Here is a 14,922-nt window from a genome sequence, read left to right on the forward strand (position 1 = left end):
CGACCCGCTAGGCCCGCGGTCAGCGGGCGCCGAGCACGTGCTCGACGGCGAGCTGGTTGAGGCGCACGAAGCCGTAGCCGCGCTCGGCCAGGCGGTCGGACTCGGCCGCCAGCCCGTCGAAGTCGTAGCCCTCCAGCAGGGAGGCCGCGGTCTCACCCTCGTCCAGGGTGGGTCGGGCCAGCTCCGGGATGCCGGAGGCGGACATGGCCTCCTGCACCTCGGGGTCGGCGCGGAAGGCTGCTGCCCGCTCGGCCAGCAGGCGGTAGGTGGCCATGTTGGCGGCCGCCGAGGCCCAGACCCCGTCCAGGTCCTCGGTGCGGGACGGCTTGTAGTCGAAGTGGCGCGGGCCCTCGTAGCGCGGGCCGCCGGAGGGGAAGCCGTTCTCCAGGAGGTCGACGGTGAAGAAGGCCGAGAGCAGGTCGCCGTGGCCGAAGACGAGGTCCTGGTCGAACTTCGGGCCGTGCTGGCCGTTGAGATCGATGTGGAAGAGCTTGCCGGCCCACAAGGCCTGGGCGATGCCGACGGTGAAGTTGAGTCCGGCCATCTGCTCGTGCCCGACCTCGGGGTTGACCCCGACGATGTCGCCGTGCTCCAGCTGGGCGATGAGCGCCAAGGCGTGCCCGACCGTGGGCAGCATGATGTCGCCCCGCGGTTCGTTCGGCTTGGGCTCCAGGGCGATGCGCAGACCGTAGCCCTGCTCCTTGATGTAGCCGGCGACCGCGTCCAGGCCCTCGCGGTACCGCTCGTGCGCGGCGCCGTAGTCCTTGGCGCCGTCGTACTCGGCACCCTCCCGGCCGCCCCACATGACGAAGGTCTCGGCCCCCAGCTCGGCACCGAGGTCGACCTGGCGCAGCACCTTGCGCAGGGCCAGCCGGCGCACCTCCCGGTCGTTGCTCGTCAGGGCGCCGTCCTTGAAGACGGGGTGGGCGAAGGTGTTCGTGGTGACCATGGGCACGGTCAGACCGGTCTCCTGCAGCGCGGCCCGGAAGCGTGCGACCGTCTGCTCACGCTCGGCCGCCGAGGCACCGAACGGCACCAGGTCGTCGTCGTGGAAGGTGATCCCGGAGGCGCCCAGCTCGGCCAGTCGGCGCACCGACTCGACCGGGTCCAGCGCGGGCCGGGTCGCATCGCCGAACGGGTCCTGGGCCTGCCAACCGACCGTCCACAGGCCGAAGGTGAAGTTGATCGGTGCCGCGCTGCTCGCCATGAAGACCTCCTGATTGGTTGTGTGACAAAACTATAGGGGGTCGCCAACGCCCGCAAGTCCCGCCGTGCCGTAACGAAATCGTTATCGACATCGATTGACACCCGGGTCCTGCGATGGCAGTCTCGGCACCACTGATCTCTCTCACCGTCGAGGAGCAACTCCCATGAAGAACACCCGCACGCTGAGCCTGGTGGCCACCGGCAGCCTCGCCCTCACCCTCGCCGCGTGTGGCGGCGGAGGCGACACGGGCGGCGGCTCCGACTCCGGGGGTGAGGCCGCCGGAGGGGCGAGCACCCTGACCTGGTGGCACAACTCCAACACCGGCGAGGGTAAGGACTACTACGACCAGGTGGCCCGGGACTTCGAGGCGGCGAACGAGGGCGTCACGGTCGAGGTCAGCGCGATGCAGCACGAGGACATGCTGACCAAGCTGGACGCGGCCTTCCAGGCGGGCGACGCGCCGGACGTCTACATGGAGCGCGGCGGCGGTGAGCTCGCCGACCACGTCGAGGCCGGTCTGACCAAGGACCTGTCCGACGAGGCGGGCGAGACCATCGAGAAGCTCGGTGGCAACGTCGCGGGCTTCCAGGTGGACGGCCAGACCTACGCGCTGCCGTTCTCGATGGGTGTGGTGGGGTTCTGGTACAACACCGAGAAGTTCGAGGAGGCCGGCATCACCGAGGCCCCGGAGACCTGGGCGCAGATGTACGACGCGATCGACACGCTCAAGCAGGCCGGGATCGACCCCATCTCGGTGGGCGCCGGGGACAAGTGGCCGGCCGCGCACTACTGGTACCAGTTCGCCCTCCGGTCCTGCTCGCAAGAGGTCCTCGAGGGCGCGGTCACCAGCCTGGACTTCTCCGACCCCTGCTTCGTGGAGGCGGGAGAGGCCACCCAGCAGCTGGTCGACGCAGAGCCCTTCAACCGTGGCTTCCTGTCCACGCCGGCGCAGACCGGGCCCACCAGCGCCTCGGGGCTGCTGGCCACCGGCAAGGTGGCGATGGAGATGCAGGGCCACTGGGAGCCGGGCGTGATGCAGGGACTCACCGAGGACGGTGAGGGCCTGGGTGACAAGCTCGGCTGGTTCCCGTTCCCGGCGATGGACGGCGGGGCCGGAGACCCGGCCGCCCAGCTCGGCGGCGGCGACGCGTGGGCGGTCTCCGCCGACGCCCCGGACGCCGCGGTCGACTTCGCCGAGTACCTGCTCTCCGACGAGGTCCAGAAGGGCTTCGCCGAGCTGGACATGGGGCTGCCCACCAACCCGACGGCGTCCGAGTTCGTCGGCGACCCGGCGCTGGGCTCGCTGCTCGAGGTCCGGGACGGCGCGCCCTACGTGCAGCTCTACTTCGACACCGCCTTCGGCCAGTCGGTGGGCGGGGCCATGAACGACGCGATCGCCCTGATGTTCGCCGACCAGGCCTCTCCGCAGGAGATCGTGGACGCCACCCAGCAGGCCGCCGACGCGGAGGGCTGAACCACCGCCTCATGACCATCACCCCAGCGCTCCCCAGGGGAGCTGAGGAGAAGCAGGAGGCGCCCGCCGGCCGCACCTCGCGACCGGCGGGCGGCCGACGGCGGGACTGGCGGATGGCCCTGGAGGTCATCGGCTTCACCGCCCCGGCCCTGGCCCTCTTCCTCCTCTTCGTCGTCTGGCCGATCCTGCGTGCCGTGCAGTTCTCCGTCTACCGGTGGAAGGGCTTCGGTCCGCTGGTCGACTTCGTGGGCCTGCAGAACTATCTCGCCGTGCTCCGCAACGAGGTGTTCACCGATGCGCTGATGCACAACCTCATCATCGTGGTGCTCTCCATCGTGGTCCAGCTGCCCCTCGGCCTGGCCATCGCGCTGCTGCTGAACCGCAGGATGAGGGGGCAGGGGATGCTGCGCACCATCATCTTCGTCCCCTACGTCCTGGCCGAGGTCATCGCCGGCGTCGTCTGGTTCCAGCTGCTGCAGCCGCAGTACGGCGTCGTCGACAACCTCACCGAGGCCGTCGGGCTCTCCGGTCCGGAGCAGGGCTGGCTGGGCACCCCGGGGCTGGCGCTCTACACCGTCCTGGCCGTCCTGACCTGGAAGTACCTGGGCCTCGCCGTCCTGCTGTTCCTCGCCGGCCTGCAGGGCGTCCCGGAGGAGCTCTCCGAGGCCGCCCAGATCGACGGCGCCTCCTGGTGGCAGACCCAGCGCAGGATCACGATCCCGCTGCTCGGCCCGACCATCCGGATGTGGGCCTTCCTGTCGATGATCGGCTCGCTGCAGCTCTTCGACATGGTGTGGATCCTGACCGGGGGCGGGCCGGCCAACGCCACCACCACGATGGCCACGTTCCTGGTGAACGAGGGCACGAAGCGACAGAACTACGGCATCGCCGCGGCCGCCTCGGTGGTGCTCTTCGTGGTGGCGCTGGTGCTGGCCCTGCTCTACCAGCGGTTCATCCTGAGCCGGGACAACGACGCCTCGGACGCGAGGGAGGTGCGATGAGCACGGCAGCGACGCTGCGACGCGGTCGCCCCCGGGAGGGGAGCGGGCGCAGCGAGGGCGGCCCGGTGGTCTACCTCGTCGCGCTGCTCGTGGTCGCGGTCACCCTCGGACCGGTCCTGTATGCCGTCCTCGGCGGCTTCCGCACCAACGCGCAGCTGGCGGCGTCGCCGGCGGGGCTGCCCGACCCCTGGGTCCTGGACAACTACCGGGGAGTCCTCGCCAGCCGCGACTTCTGGGCCTACGCCCTCAACTCCACGGTCGTCGCGGTGATCACGACCGCGGTCACGGTGGTCTTCGGCCTGATGGCGGCCTACCCGCTCGCGCGCTACCACTTCCGCTGGCGCGAGCCGCTGTTCATGGTCTTCGTCGTGGGCCTGCTGTTCCCGGCCACCGTCGCCATCATCCCGCTGTTCATCCTGGTCACCCGCGATCTCCAGCTCGGCAACACCTGGTGGGGCGTGGCCCTGCCGCAGGCGGCGTTCGCGCTGCCGATGACCATCGTGATCCTGCGCCCGTTCCTCATGGCGATCCCGCGGGAGATGGAGGAGGCCGCCCTGATCGACGGGGCCAGCCGGCTGCAGTTCTTCTGGCGGATCCTGCTGCCGCTGTCCGGGCCGGGGATGGTCACGGTCGGCGTGCTGGCCTTCGTCGGGTCGTGGAACGCCTACCTGCTGCCGTTGCTGCTGCTGCAGGGCGACATGAAGACGCTGCCGCTGGGCGTGGCCGACTTCTCCTCGCAGTACTCCTCCGACACCGCGGGCGTCTTCGCCTTCACCACCCTGGCGATGGTGCCCGCGCTGATCTTCTTCCTCGCGATGCAGCGACGGATCGTCAGCGGCCTCCAAGGGGCCGTGAAGGGTTGACGCCCGTCCTGCCACCACCACGACAGAAAGGACCACCATGCCTGACGCCACCTCGGTCGCCGAGCAGCGGAGCACCGTCGAGCGGCCCCGGACGCAGGACCGCCCGACCGACCCCGCGACGATCCTGGCCGCGATGAGCCTGGAGGAGAAGCTGGCCCAGATCGTCGGCTTCTGGGACAAGGGCGACGGGGACGCGGTGGCACCGCTCCAGGGGGACTTCGGTGCCGCACCTGAGCTCTACGAGGTGGCCCGGCACGGGCTGGGCCACCTGACCCGGGTCTACGGCACCACCCCGGTCGACCCGGTCGAGCGGGCCAGGTGGCTGTGGGAGTTCCAGCGCTGGATCGTTCGGAGCTCGCGCCTGGGCATACCGGCCCTGGTGCACGAGGAGTGCCTCACCGGGCTGTCCGCCTGGCGGGCGGCGACCTTCCCCACCCCGCTGGCCTGGGGCGCGTCCTTCGACCCCGACCTGGTCCGGGACATGGCGGCCTCCATCGGCCGGTCCATGCGCGAGCTGGGGGTGCACCAGGGGCTGGCTCCCGTGCTCGACGTCATCCGGGACCCGCGCTGGGGCCGCGTCGAGGAGGCCATCTCCGAGGACCCCTACCTCGTGGCCACCGTCGGCACGAGCTACGTCGAAGGGCTGCAGTCCGAGGGCGTCCACGCCACCCTCAAGCACTTCGTCGGCTACTCGGCCTCGCAGGCGGGCCGCAACTTCGCCCCGGTCCACGCCGGTCCCCGCGAGGTGGCGGACGTCCTGCTGCCGCCGTTCGAGATGGCGGTCCTCGAGGGTGGGGTCCGGTCGGTGATGCACTCCTACGCGGAGATCGACGGCGTGCCGGTCGCCGCGGACCCGTCCCTGCTCACCGGGGTGCTGCGGGAGTCGTGGGGTTTCGACGGCACCGTGGTGGCCGACTACTTCGGGGTGGCCTTCCTCCACCTGCTCCACCACGTGGCCGGCGACCTGGGCGAGGCCGCGGGTCAGGCGCTGGCGGCCGGCGTCGACGTCGAGCTGCCGACCGGCGACGCCTACCTCGCCCCGCTGGCCGCCGCCGTCCGGGACGGTGCGGTCGAGGAGTCCCTGGTGGACCGCGCCTGCCTGCGGGCGCTGCAGCAGAAGGCCGAGCTCGGGCTGCTCGGCCAGACCTTCGAGGACGACCCCCCGTCCGCGGTCGACCTGGACGGGCCGGAGCACCGTGCCCTGGCGGCCCGGCTCGCGGAGGAGTCGGTGGTGCTCCTGGCGAACGACGGCACGCTGCCGCTGACGGAGCCGGGCGAGGTCGCGGTGATCGGGCCCAACGCGGACCGCCTGGAGGCGCTCTTCGGCTGCTACTCCTTCGTCAACCACGTCATCCCCCAGCACCCGGGCACCGAGGCCGGGATCGTGGCGTCGACCGTGCGTGAGGCCCTCGGGCGGGAGTGGGACGGCGCCCGGACCAGGTATGCCCAGGGCTGCGACGTGGACAGTGACGACACCTCGGGCTTCGGGGCCGCGGTCGCGGCCGCGAGCGAGGCGGAGGTCGCCGTGCTCGTGGTGGGCGACCACTCGGGGTTGTTCGGGCGCGGCACCTCGGGCGAGGGCTGCGACCGGGACGACCTGGAGCTGCCCGGCGTGCAGCGCCAGCTCGTCGAGGCGGTCCTCGCCACCGGCCGGCCGGTCGTGCTGGTGCTGCTGACCGGCCGGCCCTACGCCGTGGACTGGGCGCTGGACTCCTGCGCGGCGGTGGTGCAGGCCTTCTTCCCGGGGGAGGAGGGGGCCGGGGCCATGGCCGGTGTGCTCTCCGGCAGGGTCAACCCCTCGGGGCGGCTGCCGGTGAGCCTGCCGCGCTCCGCCGGGAGCCAGCCCTACTCCTACCTCCACCCCTCCCTAGGTGGGGACACCGACGTCACCAACCTGTCCAGCAGGCCCGCGCTGCCCTTCGGGCACGGCCTGTCCTACACCAGCTTCGAGCACTCGGACCTGGTGGTGCGCGGGGAGGGCGTGGATGCCGGGCTGGAGGTCTCGGTGCGGGTCACGAACTCGGGCGCGCGTGCGGGCGACGACGTCCTCCAGGTCTACGTGCAGGACCTGGTGGGCTCGGTCACCCGCCCGGTGGCGCAGCTGGCCGGCTATGCCCGGGTGAGGCTGCAGGCGGGGGAGTCCCGCACCGTGACGCTGTCCGTCCCGAGCAGCCGGCTGGCCTTCACCGCCCGTGACGGGCGGAGGGTGGTCGAGCCGGGGGAGTTCGAGGTGTGGGTCGGGGCGTCGGTGCAGGACCGCACCCTGGGGCACGTGGTGAGCCTCTGTGGCGAGGTGCACGAGGTCTCCCTGCAGGACCCGCGCCGCTCGACGGTCTCCGTCAGCTGAGCACGCGGGTGGAGGCCCGCTCGACCAGTCGGGTCTCCAGCCGCACGTGCGGGCGCTCGGGCACCCTCCCGGCGAGCAGCTCGAGCAGCATCCGCAGGGCGGTGCTGCCGATCTCCCGCAGCGGCTGGGCCACCGTGGTCAAGGGTGGCTGGGACAGGGCGGACTCCGGGATGTTGTCGAAGCCGACGACGGACAGGTCGTCCGGGACGCCCAGCCCCAGCTCACCCGCCACCGTCATGGTCCGCAGCGCCATCAGGTCGTTGGCCGCGACGACGGCGGTGGGCCGGTCCCGGCGGTCCAGCAGCAGCCGTGCCGGGCCGTCGGCGGACTCGGCGCGGTAGGAGCCGGTGGCGAGCAGGGTCTCGTCGATCTCCAGCCCGGCGTCGGCCATGGCGGCGCGGAAGCCCTGCTCGCGCAGCCGCGCGGACTCCAGGTCCTCACGACCACGGATCATGCCGATCCGGGTGTGCCCGCAGGAGATGAGGTGCTCGGTGGCGCTCCGGGCGCCGGCCACGTTGTCCGAGTAGACGGAGGGGATGTCGCTGGTCCCCGTGTGCGGGTCGATGGCGACGACGGGGATGGATCCTCCGGTGGCCACGACCGTGGGGGTGACGATGATCGCTCCGTCGATGAGCGTGCCCCCGAGCCTGCTCAGCGAGCGGCGCTCCCAGCCGACGCTGGTCCCCTGGGTCGCCCCGGCGAAGGCGAGCAGCTCGTAGCCGCTGTCGAGGACGGACTCCGAGACCCCCTTGAGCAGCTCGGTGCTGAACGGCTCGAACTCCGCCACCAGCACACCGATGATGTTCGTCCGGGTGCTCCTCAGGCTCTGTGCGCCCAGGCTGGCCTGGTAGCCCAGCTGCTCGATGACCTCCTGGACCCGCGAGCTGGTGGCGGCGGACACGCCATACCGGTTGTTGACCACCTTGGACACGGTGGCGACCGAGACTCCCGCGGTCCGGGCGACGTCCTCCATCCGGACGCGACCGTTCGTGTGCATCAGGTCAATCTACCGGCCGCACCGCGGGCCGGGAGCGATCCTGGCCCGCGGTGCGCCGTCGTCAGCGCCGGTGTGCGCCTCGGGGCGAGCGACCAGGTGTGGCGTCCCGGAGCGACTCCAGCATCGCGTGGTAGGCGGGCTTGGGGGTGAAGTCGTCGAGGAAGATCGTCGCCCAGTCCTCACCGGGGAAGACGTCCGGGACCCAGGAGTTGGCGTCCGGGAAGCCCCAGACGGTGAACGAGGTGCAGGCCGGCACGTCGATGCAGGCCTGGAGCATGGCGTCGTGCCGCTCCGCGTGCAGCTGGACCTGCTCGGCGGTGGGCTCGCCGAGCTCGGGGTCGAGGGGGACCCGCACGTCCGCCTCGGTCACGGCGACCTCCAGCCCGAGGTCCGCGAACCGCTCCAGGTTCGCCTGGAGCGAGGTGTCGAAGCCGTACTGCAGGGACAGGTGCCCCTGGGCGCCGAACCCGCCGAGGGGCACCCCCTCCGCGAGCAGCTCCTGGGCCAGCGCGTAGTAGGCGTCGGTCTTGGCGTTGATCCCCTCCGCGTTGTAGTCGTTGAGGAACAGCACCGCCTCCGGGTCGGCCTCGTGCGCCCAGCGGAAGGCGTCACCGACCAGCGCCACCGGGTCCTCGGCGCAGGCCCGGAGGAAGGGGTTGGCCTCGAGGCGCAGCGTGACCTCGCCGGTGGACGAGGGGTCCTGGAAGATCTCGTTGGCGACGTCCCACTGGTAGATGTCCCCGGCATACCGACCGACCACCGTGCTGATGTGCTCCTCGAGCACGTCGCGGGCCTCGGCGCAGGACCAGTCGGACTCCGACACCCACTCCGGGTTCTGGCTGTGCCACAGCAGGGTGTGACCACGGACCTCCTGCCCGTTGCGGCGGGCGAAGCGCATGACGGCGTCCGCACCGCTGAAGTCGTACTCACCCGGCTCGGGGTGGATCTGCGCCCACTTCATGTCGTTCTCCGGGGTGAGGGAGCTGAACTCGCGCGCCAGGACGCGCTGGTAGGTCGTGGGCCGCCTCCGGTCCTGGTCCAGCAGGTCCCGCTGGCCCCACACGGCACTGCCGACGGCCAGGTCCTTGGGTGCCTCGCGGCGGAGGCCGTCCTTGTGCCCCTTGCCGCGATCCTTGCCGCCGTGGTCCCGACCGGCCGCGTCGTGGCGGGTCGTCCCGGACGGTTCGGTCGGGGAGGCCGTGGCGGCGACCGCCAGCGGGGTGAGCAGGGCGGCCGCCAGGCCGGTGGTCAGGACGGTACGCGTCGTCGCGTGCATGTGGCTTCTCCTCGTCGAGATGCTTCGGCCTGTTCGTTGCGTGCCAAAACTATCGGCACAAAACTAACTCCGTGTCGAGCGCCCTGCAACCGTTGCCGGCCGCGTAGGCTGGCCGCATGCTCGATCCATCACCCGCTCGCACCGTGGCGCGGGCCACCGGTGCGGCGCGCCAGTCGACGGTGCGGGAGAGCAACCTCGGCCTGGCCCTCGCGACGATCTGTGCGGCGCCCTCCCCACCCTCCCGCGCGACGGTGGCGGCGGAGGCGGGGATCACCCGGTCCACGGCCTCCCGGCTGGTGGACGAGCTGGTCGGCAGCGGTCTCGTGGACGAGGGCGTGGCCCGGCTGGCCGGCCCAGGCCGCCCGGCCACCCCGTTGCTGCCCGCGGCGCGGGTGTGCGCCCTGGGGCTGCAGGTCAACGCCGCGCACGTGGCCGTGCGCATGATCAACCTGCGGGGGGAGGTGCTCGCCGAGTCCCGGTCCGAGCCGGACCTGGTGGGTTCGCATCCCGACGAGGGGCTGCAGCTGCTCGCCGGCCACGTCCGCCGGGTCCTGGACCAGGGTCCGGCCGGTGCCCGACTGCTGGGTGCCGGCCTGGCCCTCCCGGGTGTCGTGGACGCGGCCGGGACGCGCCTGCTGAAGGCTCCCAACCTCGGCTGGACCGAGGTCGACCCGCGCGCCGGCCTCGCCCCGGTCCTGGCCGGCATACCCCTGTCCGTCGCCAACGAGGCCAACCTCGCCGCGCACGCCTTCGCGCAGCCGACCCCGGGGCGCCGCTCGGCGCACGCCCACTTCGTCTACCTGTCCGGAGAGATCGGCATCGGGGGCGCCGTGGTGACCGACCACCAGGTCCAGGAGGGGTCGCACGGCTTCGCCGGCGAGATCGGCCACGTCACCTACCTTCCCGGTGGCGACCCGTGCCCCTGCGGCTCGTCCGGCTGCCTGGAGCGGTATGCCGGGCGGCTGGCCATGACGACGCGCGCCGGACTGCCGCCGTCCACCACGCTGGTCGAGCTCGGGCGTCTGGCCCGGCACGGGCACGAGGGCAGCAGTCGGGCCCTCGCCCTCGCCGCGGAGGCGCTCGGGGTGGTGCTGTCCGGCGCGATCAACCTGCTGGACCTGCCCACCGTCGTCCTGGGTGGGGAGATCGGCGACCTGGCCGAGGACCTCGCCCCGGTGCTGACGCAGACGCTGCAGGAGCGCGTCATGGCCTCGCCCTGGATGACGATCCAGGTGACCCGGGACCGCGACGACGTCGCCGGGGCGACCGGCGCGGCGCTGCGCCAGCTCTCACAGGTGGTCCAGAACCCGAGCGCCTACGTCGCCGCCTGAGGGGACCACCGGATGCACACCGACCTGCCGCTGGAGCAGCTGCGCTCCTACCGCCCGACGGTCGCCGAGCCGGAGGACTTCGACGCGTTCTGGGCGGCGACCCTCGACCAGTCGCGGTCGGCCGGCGGCCCGCCCCGGGCGGAGCCGGCCGACACCCCGCTGACCACGCTGGCCGTCGACGACGTCACCTTCCCCGGCTTCGGCGGCGACCCGGTCCGCGCCTGGTGGCTCAGGCCTCCCGGGGCGCAGCGGCTGCCCTGCGTGGTCGAGTTCGTGGGCTACGGCGGTGGCCGTGGACTGGCGCACGACCGGCTGGCCTGGGCCAGCGCCGGCTTCGGCCACCTCGTGATGGACACGCGGGGCCAGGGGTCGACGTGGGGCGGGGGAGACACCCCTGACCCGCACGGTGCGGGACCGTCCTATCCCGGCGTGCTGACGCGCGGCGTCGAGGCACCGCAGGACTACTACTACCGACGGCTGGTCACGGACGCGGTGCGGGCCGTGGACTACGTGCTGACCCGGCCGGAGGTGGACCCGGAGCGGGTGGCCGTGGCCGGGACGAGCCAGGGCGGGGGGCTGGCGCTCGCCGCGGGCGCCCTGCACGAGCAGGTCGCTGCCGTGATCGCCGACGTGCCCTTCCTCTGTCACATCGAGCGGGCGATGTCGATCACCGACTCCTTCCCCTACCAGGAGCTCGTCGCCTACCTCGCGGTCCACCGTGGTGCCGAGGAGCGGGTGCTGCGGACCGTGTCCTACGTGGACGGGGTCAACATGGCGCGCAGGATCACGGTGCCCACCCAGGTCTCGGTCGCTCTCATGGACCCCACCTGCCCCCCGTCCACCGTCTTCGCCGCCGCGAACCACCTGCCCAGCCCGCCGACCGTCGAGGTCTATCCCTACAACCGGCACGAGGGCGGTGGGTCCTGCCAGTGGGAGCGCTCGGTCCGCTGGCTCGGTGGCGTCTGGTCAGGGGACGCCCGCTGAGCGACGTCCTCGCCGCAGCGCGAAGAGGGTCGCGGCGACGGCGACCGCGGCGAGGGCCGCCACCAGGAAGGGCCACGGGTCCAGGAGCTCGCCGCAGCCGGTCACACCGTCCGCCCGCCGGCAGTGCTCGCCCGGCCCCTGGCGATGCCGCCAGGCCACCCACAGCAGCGGGCCGGCGGCACCCACGAGGGCCCAGGGGAAGGACCGTGCGTCGCCGCGCACGGCGAGGACGGCACCCAGACCGACGAGCGGGACCAGCAGCAGGCCGATGCTCGGGAGGCTCAGCAGGGCGAGGGTCCCCGCGCCGCCGGTCAGCAGCCACAGCAGGCCGCCGCTCCACCTCGTGACCACGTCCGCCTCCTCCCGGCGAAGAGCACGTGGCTCCAGGATAGCGCGGGGCGCGCTTGTCGGACCGTCGACAGCTCACCTGCTCGCACGGGATGACGTCGTGCCGACCGGGTGTCGACCGGTGCCCGGTCGCCGCCCGTCGTGGACCAGCGCGCGGTAGATCCCGACGAGCCGCTCGGCCCCGGCGGCGCTGTCGAAACGGGCGGCGATGCGGGCGGCTCCCTGGCGTCCCGCGGCATACTCCTCCGGGTCCGTCCGCAGCGAGGTGATCGCCGCCCCGAAGCCGTCCTCCCCGCAGCGCAGCACGTCCTCGCCGAAGGTGTCGTCGTACTCCCGCAGGTCGCGGACGACGACGGGCAGCCCCGCACCGGCGGCCTCGAGGACGCACATCGGGTGGTTCTCCTGCTCGGCGGGCAGGAGGAAGACGTCGGCCGCGTGGAGGTATGCCGTCACCTCCGCCCGCGGGACCGCGCCCGGGAAGCGCAGGTTCGCCGGGGCATCCTGCATCAGCCTGCGCATCGCCCCGTGCTCGGCGCCCGCGGGGCCGAAGGGGATGCCGCCGACCCACGCGAACTGCACGTCGGGGTGCTCGCGCGCCAGCCGCACGAAGACGTCGATCCGCTTGCGCGGTTGCACCTGACCGACCCCCAGCACGAGGAAGGAGGCGGGCTCCACCCCCAGCCGCCGCCTCGCCTCGGCACGCCCGTCCGCGTCCGTGCGGTAGGCCGCCGTGGCGAGGGTGTTCGGGACCGTCTCGATGCGCTCCCTCGGCACGCCCAGCTCGGTCTCCAACGTCCGCGCGACCGCACCCGAGACGGCGAGGACCCGGTCCGCCCTGCCGTAGAACCACCGCATGTAGGCCCGGGCCACGGGCCGCCACCATCGGGCCCCGCGGAGGGAGCCGACGAGGGAGTCCGGGACGACGTGGGCCGAGACCACCGTCGGCGCGCGCGGGTCGAGCAGCTTGGGCCACACGGCCCAGCCCAGGGTGTGCAGGTGGTAGACGTCGCAGCCCACCCGGCGGCCGTAGTCCCCCCGCACCAGCCGCACGTCTCCGCGTCGCTCCAGGGCCTGCGCCATCTCGACGTAGGCCGTGTGGACCCCGTGGCCCTGCACGCTGATGTCGCTCTCGCTCGCCATGTTGACGACCATCGGTGCTGCCGTGCTCATCCGCGGCCCCCTCACCCGGCCAGCCACGGGACCCAGCGGGACAGCAGCGTGAGCACGCCGAAGGTGTAGACGACCAGGGCCCACGGCTTGAGCAGCAGCACCACGAGGACGAAGGTGCTCCAGCGCATCCTTGACAGCCCGGCGAGATAGCACAGCAGGTCGTCCGGAGCCAGGGGGAGCGCGATCCCGAGCGCGAACCACCGGGTGAAGTGCCGGTGCTGCAGCCAACCGAGCCACCGCTGCACGGTCGCGGGCCGGAAGCGCGCGGTGAGCAGGTCCTGGCCGACGTGCCGGGACAGCGCGAAGACTGCGACCGAGCCCAGGCAGGTGGCGCAGTAGGCGGCCACGAGGCCGGGGACCGGGCCGAAGAGGATCGGTCCGGCGATGATCGTCGCGGACCCGGGGACGACCGGGAAGACCGCCTCGCCCGCCCCCAGCAGGGTGTAGACCAGCGGCGCGAGAGCGCCGAAGCCGTCGAGGAAGTCCCGGAGCGAGGAGAGGGAGGTGAGCACCCCCGACCGGACACCCCAGACGATCGCACCGGCGAGGGCCACCCACCCTCCGATCGCGACGCGCCGTGCCCACCGCAGGTATGCCTGTGCCTCGGGCGAGGGCGCGGGGCTCGCCCCAGGCGAGCGCGGACCGGTGACCAGCGACGTGGCCGGCCGGTCCGTCCTCGGCGGCGCGGGGTGCGTCCGCACCGGGTGCGCCTGCCGCTGCCCCACGCCCAGCCCGGTGGTCACGCCGCCACCCTGGTCGTGCTGGGCTCGCCGGCCGTGTCGTAGGCGGCGCAGATCGCTGCGACGAAGCTCTCGCGGCCGAAGCCCGCCGCGGTGCGGACCGCGGCACGGCTGCATCGCAGACGCAGGTCGGGATCCAGCAGCAGCCGCGTCGCGGAGCGGGTGAAGTCCTCCGCGCCGGAGTAGCGGAAGCCGTTGTGGCCGTGGACGACGATGCCGTCGAGGGAGGCGTCGTCCCGGCACAGCACCGGCACCCCGCTGGCGAGGGCCTCCAGATAGGTCAGCCCCTGGGTCTCGGTCCGGGAGCCCGACACGAAGAGGTCCGCGAGGCGGTAGAACTCGGGGACCCTGGCCGGCTCGATCGCCCCGACGAAACGCACCCTCGGGCCCAGGCCGAGCCGGTCGACCTGCCGGTGCAGCGGACCCGCCTGCGGCCCGTCACCGGCGACGACGAGCTGCCAGGGGGCGGTCACGCCGGCGAGCAGGTCCACGACCTCGGCGAGGTTCTTCTCGGTGGCCAGCCGGCCGAGGCTCAGGACGACCGGCACGCCCGGCGTCAGACCCAGCGACGCGGACAGCTCCTCCGGACGGTCCCCCGGGGTGAACCGGGTCAGGTCCACGCCGGTGGGGACGACGGCGACCGGCGGCCGGACGGCATACCCCTCGAGCAGGGTCCGGATCTTCTCGGTGGGGGCGATGACGAGGTCGGTCCGACCCACGGTGCCGCGTGCGAACGAGGCGCACAGCGCGCGGCCGAGCCGCTCGTGCGGGCAGAAGTAGTGGGTGTAGTCGGCGTACAGCGTGTGGTAGGTGTGCACGTGGGGGACGGTCAGCCGTCGGGCGAGCCGCCGGGCCCACCAGAAGGCGACGAACTCCGTGTGCGAGTGCAGGATCTCCGGTCGCCACGCGACCAGGTCGGCCAGCAGGTCGCCGTCGACCGGCCGACCCAGCCGGGCGTGCGGGTAGATGTGGCTCGCGTCGAGCGACGGCAGCCGGTAGACGCGGCCGTCGAAGGTGGTCCGGCGCGTCGGCCCGACGGTCAGGACACGGACCTCGTGCCCTGCCTCCAGCAGCCCCTGGCAGAGCTCGTCGACCGAGCTGACGACCCCGTTGACCGTGGGACGGTAGGAGTCGGTGAGCAGCAGGACCCGGCGCTGCCCGGACCGGCGAGGGTGCGGCATGGC

Annotated in this window: 13 protein-coding genes; 6 read left to right on the top strand and 7 right to left on the bottom strand. The window is 72.7% G+C overall.

All coding sequences use genetic code 11. The features are described from left to right. Positions 1–19: 19 nt before the first annotated feature. Positions 20–1,207, bottom strand: coding sequence for a xylose isomerase (gene xylA / locus FXF60_RS11385; RefSeq protein WP_151526088.1), 1,188 nt, complete (start codon positions 1,205–1,207; stop codon positions 20–22). A gap of 163 nt (positions 1,208–1,370) precedes the next feature. Here xylA and FXF60_RS11390 point away from each other — a divergent pair, with 163 nt between their 5' ends. Genes FXF60_RS11390 through FXF60_RS11405 form a run of 4 tightly spaced genes read left to right on the top strand, consistent with a single transcriptional unit; the run spans position 1,371 to position 6,892 of the window. After that, entirely contained in the window at positions 1,371–2,681 is a 1,311-nt protein-coding gene (locus tag FXF60_RS11390) for an ABC transporter substrate-binding protein (RefSeq protein WP_151526089.1), read from the top strand. Positions 2,682–2,692: 11 nt separating this feature from the next. Then, complete coding sequence (locus FXF60_RS11395; RefSeq protein ID WP_151526090.1) at positions 2,693–3,682, top strand: carbohydrate ABC transporter permease; 990 nt, start codon at positions 2,693–2,695, stop codon at positions 3,680–3,682. Continuing rightward, a complete protein-coding gene (locus tag FXF60_RS11400; protein WP_151526091.1) occupies positions 3,679–4,545 on the top strand; it encodes a carbohydrate ABC transporter permease in 867 nt (288 codons plus the stop codon). The genes FXF60_RS11395 and FXF60_RS11400 overlap by 4 nt, the downstream gene beginning before the upstream one ends. Before the next feature lie 37 nt (positions 4,546–4,582). Beyond that, on the top strand, positions 4,583–6,892 hold the full coding sequence (locus FXF60_RS11405; protein WP_151526092.1) for a beta-xylosidase/alpha-l-arabinosidase: 2,310 nt from the start codon (positions 4,583–4,585) through the stop codon (positions 6,890–6,892). Here FXF60_RS11405 and FXF60_RS11410 read toward each other — a convergent pair. Together FXF60_RS11410 and FXF60_RS11415 are read right to left on the bottom strand one after the other, a co-directional pair. After that, positions 6,885–7,889, bottom strand: coding sequence for a LacI family DNA-binding transcriptional regulator (locus FXF60_RS11410; protein ID WP_202879621.1), 1,005 nt, complete (start codon positions 7,887–7,889; stop codon positions 6,885–6,887). The genes FXF60_RS11405 and FXF60_RS11410 overlap by 8 nt on opposite strands. Positions 7,890–7,950: 61 nt before the next feature. Next, positions 7,951–9,165 carry an endo-1,4-beta-xylanase gene (locus FXF60_RS11415; protein ID WP_151526093.1) on the bottom strand — a complete coding sequence of 405 codons (1,215 nt, stop codon included), beginning with the start codon at positions 9,163–9,165 and terminating at the stop codon, positions 7,951–7,953. Between the two features lie 116 nt (positions 9,166–9,281). Between FXF60_RS11415 and FXF60_RS11420 the strand changes: the two genes are divergently transcribed. Beyond that, a complete protein-coding gene (locus tag FXF60_RS11420; RefSeq protein ID WP_151526094.1) occupies positions 9,282–10,496 on the top strand; it encodes an ROK family protein in 1,215 nt (404 codons plus the stop codon). Positions 10,497–10,508: 12 nt separating this feature from the next. Next, complete coding sequence (locus FXF60_RS11425; RefSeq protein WP_151526095.1) at positions 10,509–11,480, top strand: acetylxylan esterase; 972 nt, start codon at positions 10,509–10,511, stop codon at positions 11,478–11,480. On the opposite strand, the gene FXF60_RS11430 is transcribed toward FXF60_RS11425, so the two are convergent. From FXF60_RS11430 to FXF60_RS11445, 4 genes are all read right to left on the bottom strand, one after another. Continuing rightward, positions 11,463–11,831 carry a hypothetical protein gene (locus tag FXF60_RS11430; protein WP_151526096.1) on the bottom strand — a complete coding sequence of 123 codons (369 nt, stop codon included), beginning with the start codon at positions 11,829–11,831 and terminating at the stop codon, positions 11,463–11,465. The two genes, FXF60_RS11425 and FXF60_RS11430, sit on opposite strands and share 18 nt — an antisense overlap. A 72-nt stretch (positions 11,832–11,903) precedes the next feature. Further along, positions 11,904–13,082, bottom strand: a complete 1,179-nt coding sequence (locus FXF60_RS11435; protein ID WP_437440862.1) for a glycosyltransferase family 4 protein — start codon at positions 13,080–13,082, stop codon at positions 11,904–11,906. After that, complete coding sequence (locus FXF60_RS11440; protein WP_238335824.1) at positions 13,010–13,741, bottom strand: TVP38/TMEM64 family protein; 732 nt, start codon at positions 13,739–13,741, stop codon at positions 13,010–13,012. The genes FXF60_RS11435 and FXF60_RS11440 overlap by 73 nt, the downstream gene beginning before the upstream one ends. Then, positions 13,738–14,919 (bottom strand): glycosyltransferase, encoded by a 1,182-nt coding sequence (locus tag FXF60_RS11445; RefSeq protein WP_151526099.1) that lies wholly within the window; start codon positions 14,917–14,919, stop codon positions 13,738–13,740. The genes FXF60_RS11440 and FXF60_RS11445 overlap by 4 nt, the downstream gene beginning before the upstream one ends. Positions 14,920–14,922: the final 3 nt, after the last annotated feature.

Source organism: Serinicoccus kebangsaanensis, from assembly GCF_008919445.1.
GTDB classification, from domain to species: Bacteria; Actinomycetota; Actinomycetes; order Actinomycetales; family Dermatophilaceae; genus Ornithinicoccus; species Ornithinicoccus kebangsaanensis.

What these genes read in the sequence shown, in the direction of transcription:
- FXF60_RS11420 (WP_151526094.1), top strand. Translation starts at nt 9,282, where the DNA reads ATGCTCGATCCATCACCCGCTCGCACCGTGGCGCGGGCCACCGGTGCG.
- FXF60_RS11395 (WP_151526090.1), top strand. Translation starts at nt 2,693, where the DNA reads ATGACCATCACCCCAGCGCTCCCCAGGGGAGCTGAGGAGAAGCAGGAG.
- FXF60_RS11400 (WP_151526091.1), top strand. Translation starts at nt 3,679, where the DNA reads ATGAGCACGGCAGCGACGCTGCGACGCGGTCGCCCCCGGGAGGGGAGC.
- xylA (WP_151526088.1), bottom strand. Translation starts at nt 1,207, where the DNA reads ATGGCGAGCAGCGCGGCACCGATCAACTTCACCTTCGGCCTGTGGACG.
- FXF60_RS11410 (WP_202879621.1), bottom strand. Translation starts at nt 7,889, where the DNA reads ATGCACACGAACGGTCGCGTCCGGATGGAGGACGTCGCCCGGACCGCG.
- FXF60_RS11415 (WP_151526093.1), bottom strand. Translation starts at nt 9,165, where the DNA reads ATGCACGCGACGACGCGTACCGTCCTGACCACCGGCCTGGCGGCCGCC.
- FXF60_RS11445 (WP_151526099.1), bottom strand. Translation starts at nt 14,919, where the DNA reads ATGCCGCACCCTCGCCGGTCCGGGCAGCGCCGGGTCCTGCTGCTCACC.
- FXF60_RS11390 (WP_151526089.1), top strand. Translation starts at nt 1,371, where the DNA reads ATGAAGAACACCCGCACGCTGAGCCTGGTGGCCACCGGCAGCCTCGCC.
- FXF60_RS11405 (WP_151526092.1), top strand. Translation starts at nt 4,583, where the DNA reads ATGCCTGACGCCACCTCGGTCGCCGAGCAGCGGAGCACCGTCGAGCGG.
- FXF60_RS11425 (WP_151526095.1), top strand. Translation starts at nt 10,509, where the DNA reads ATGCACACCGACCTGCCGCTGGAGCAGCTGCGCTCCTACCGCCCGACG.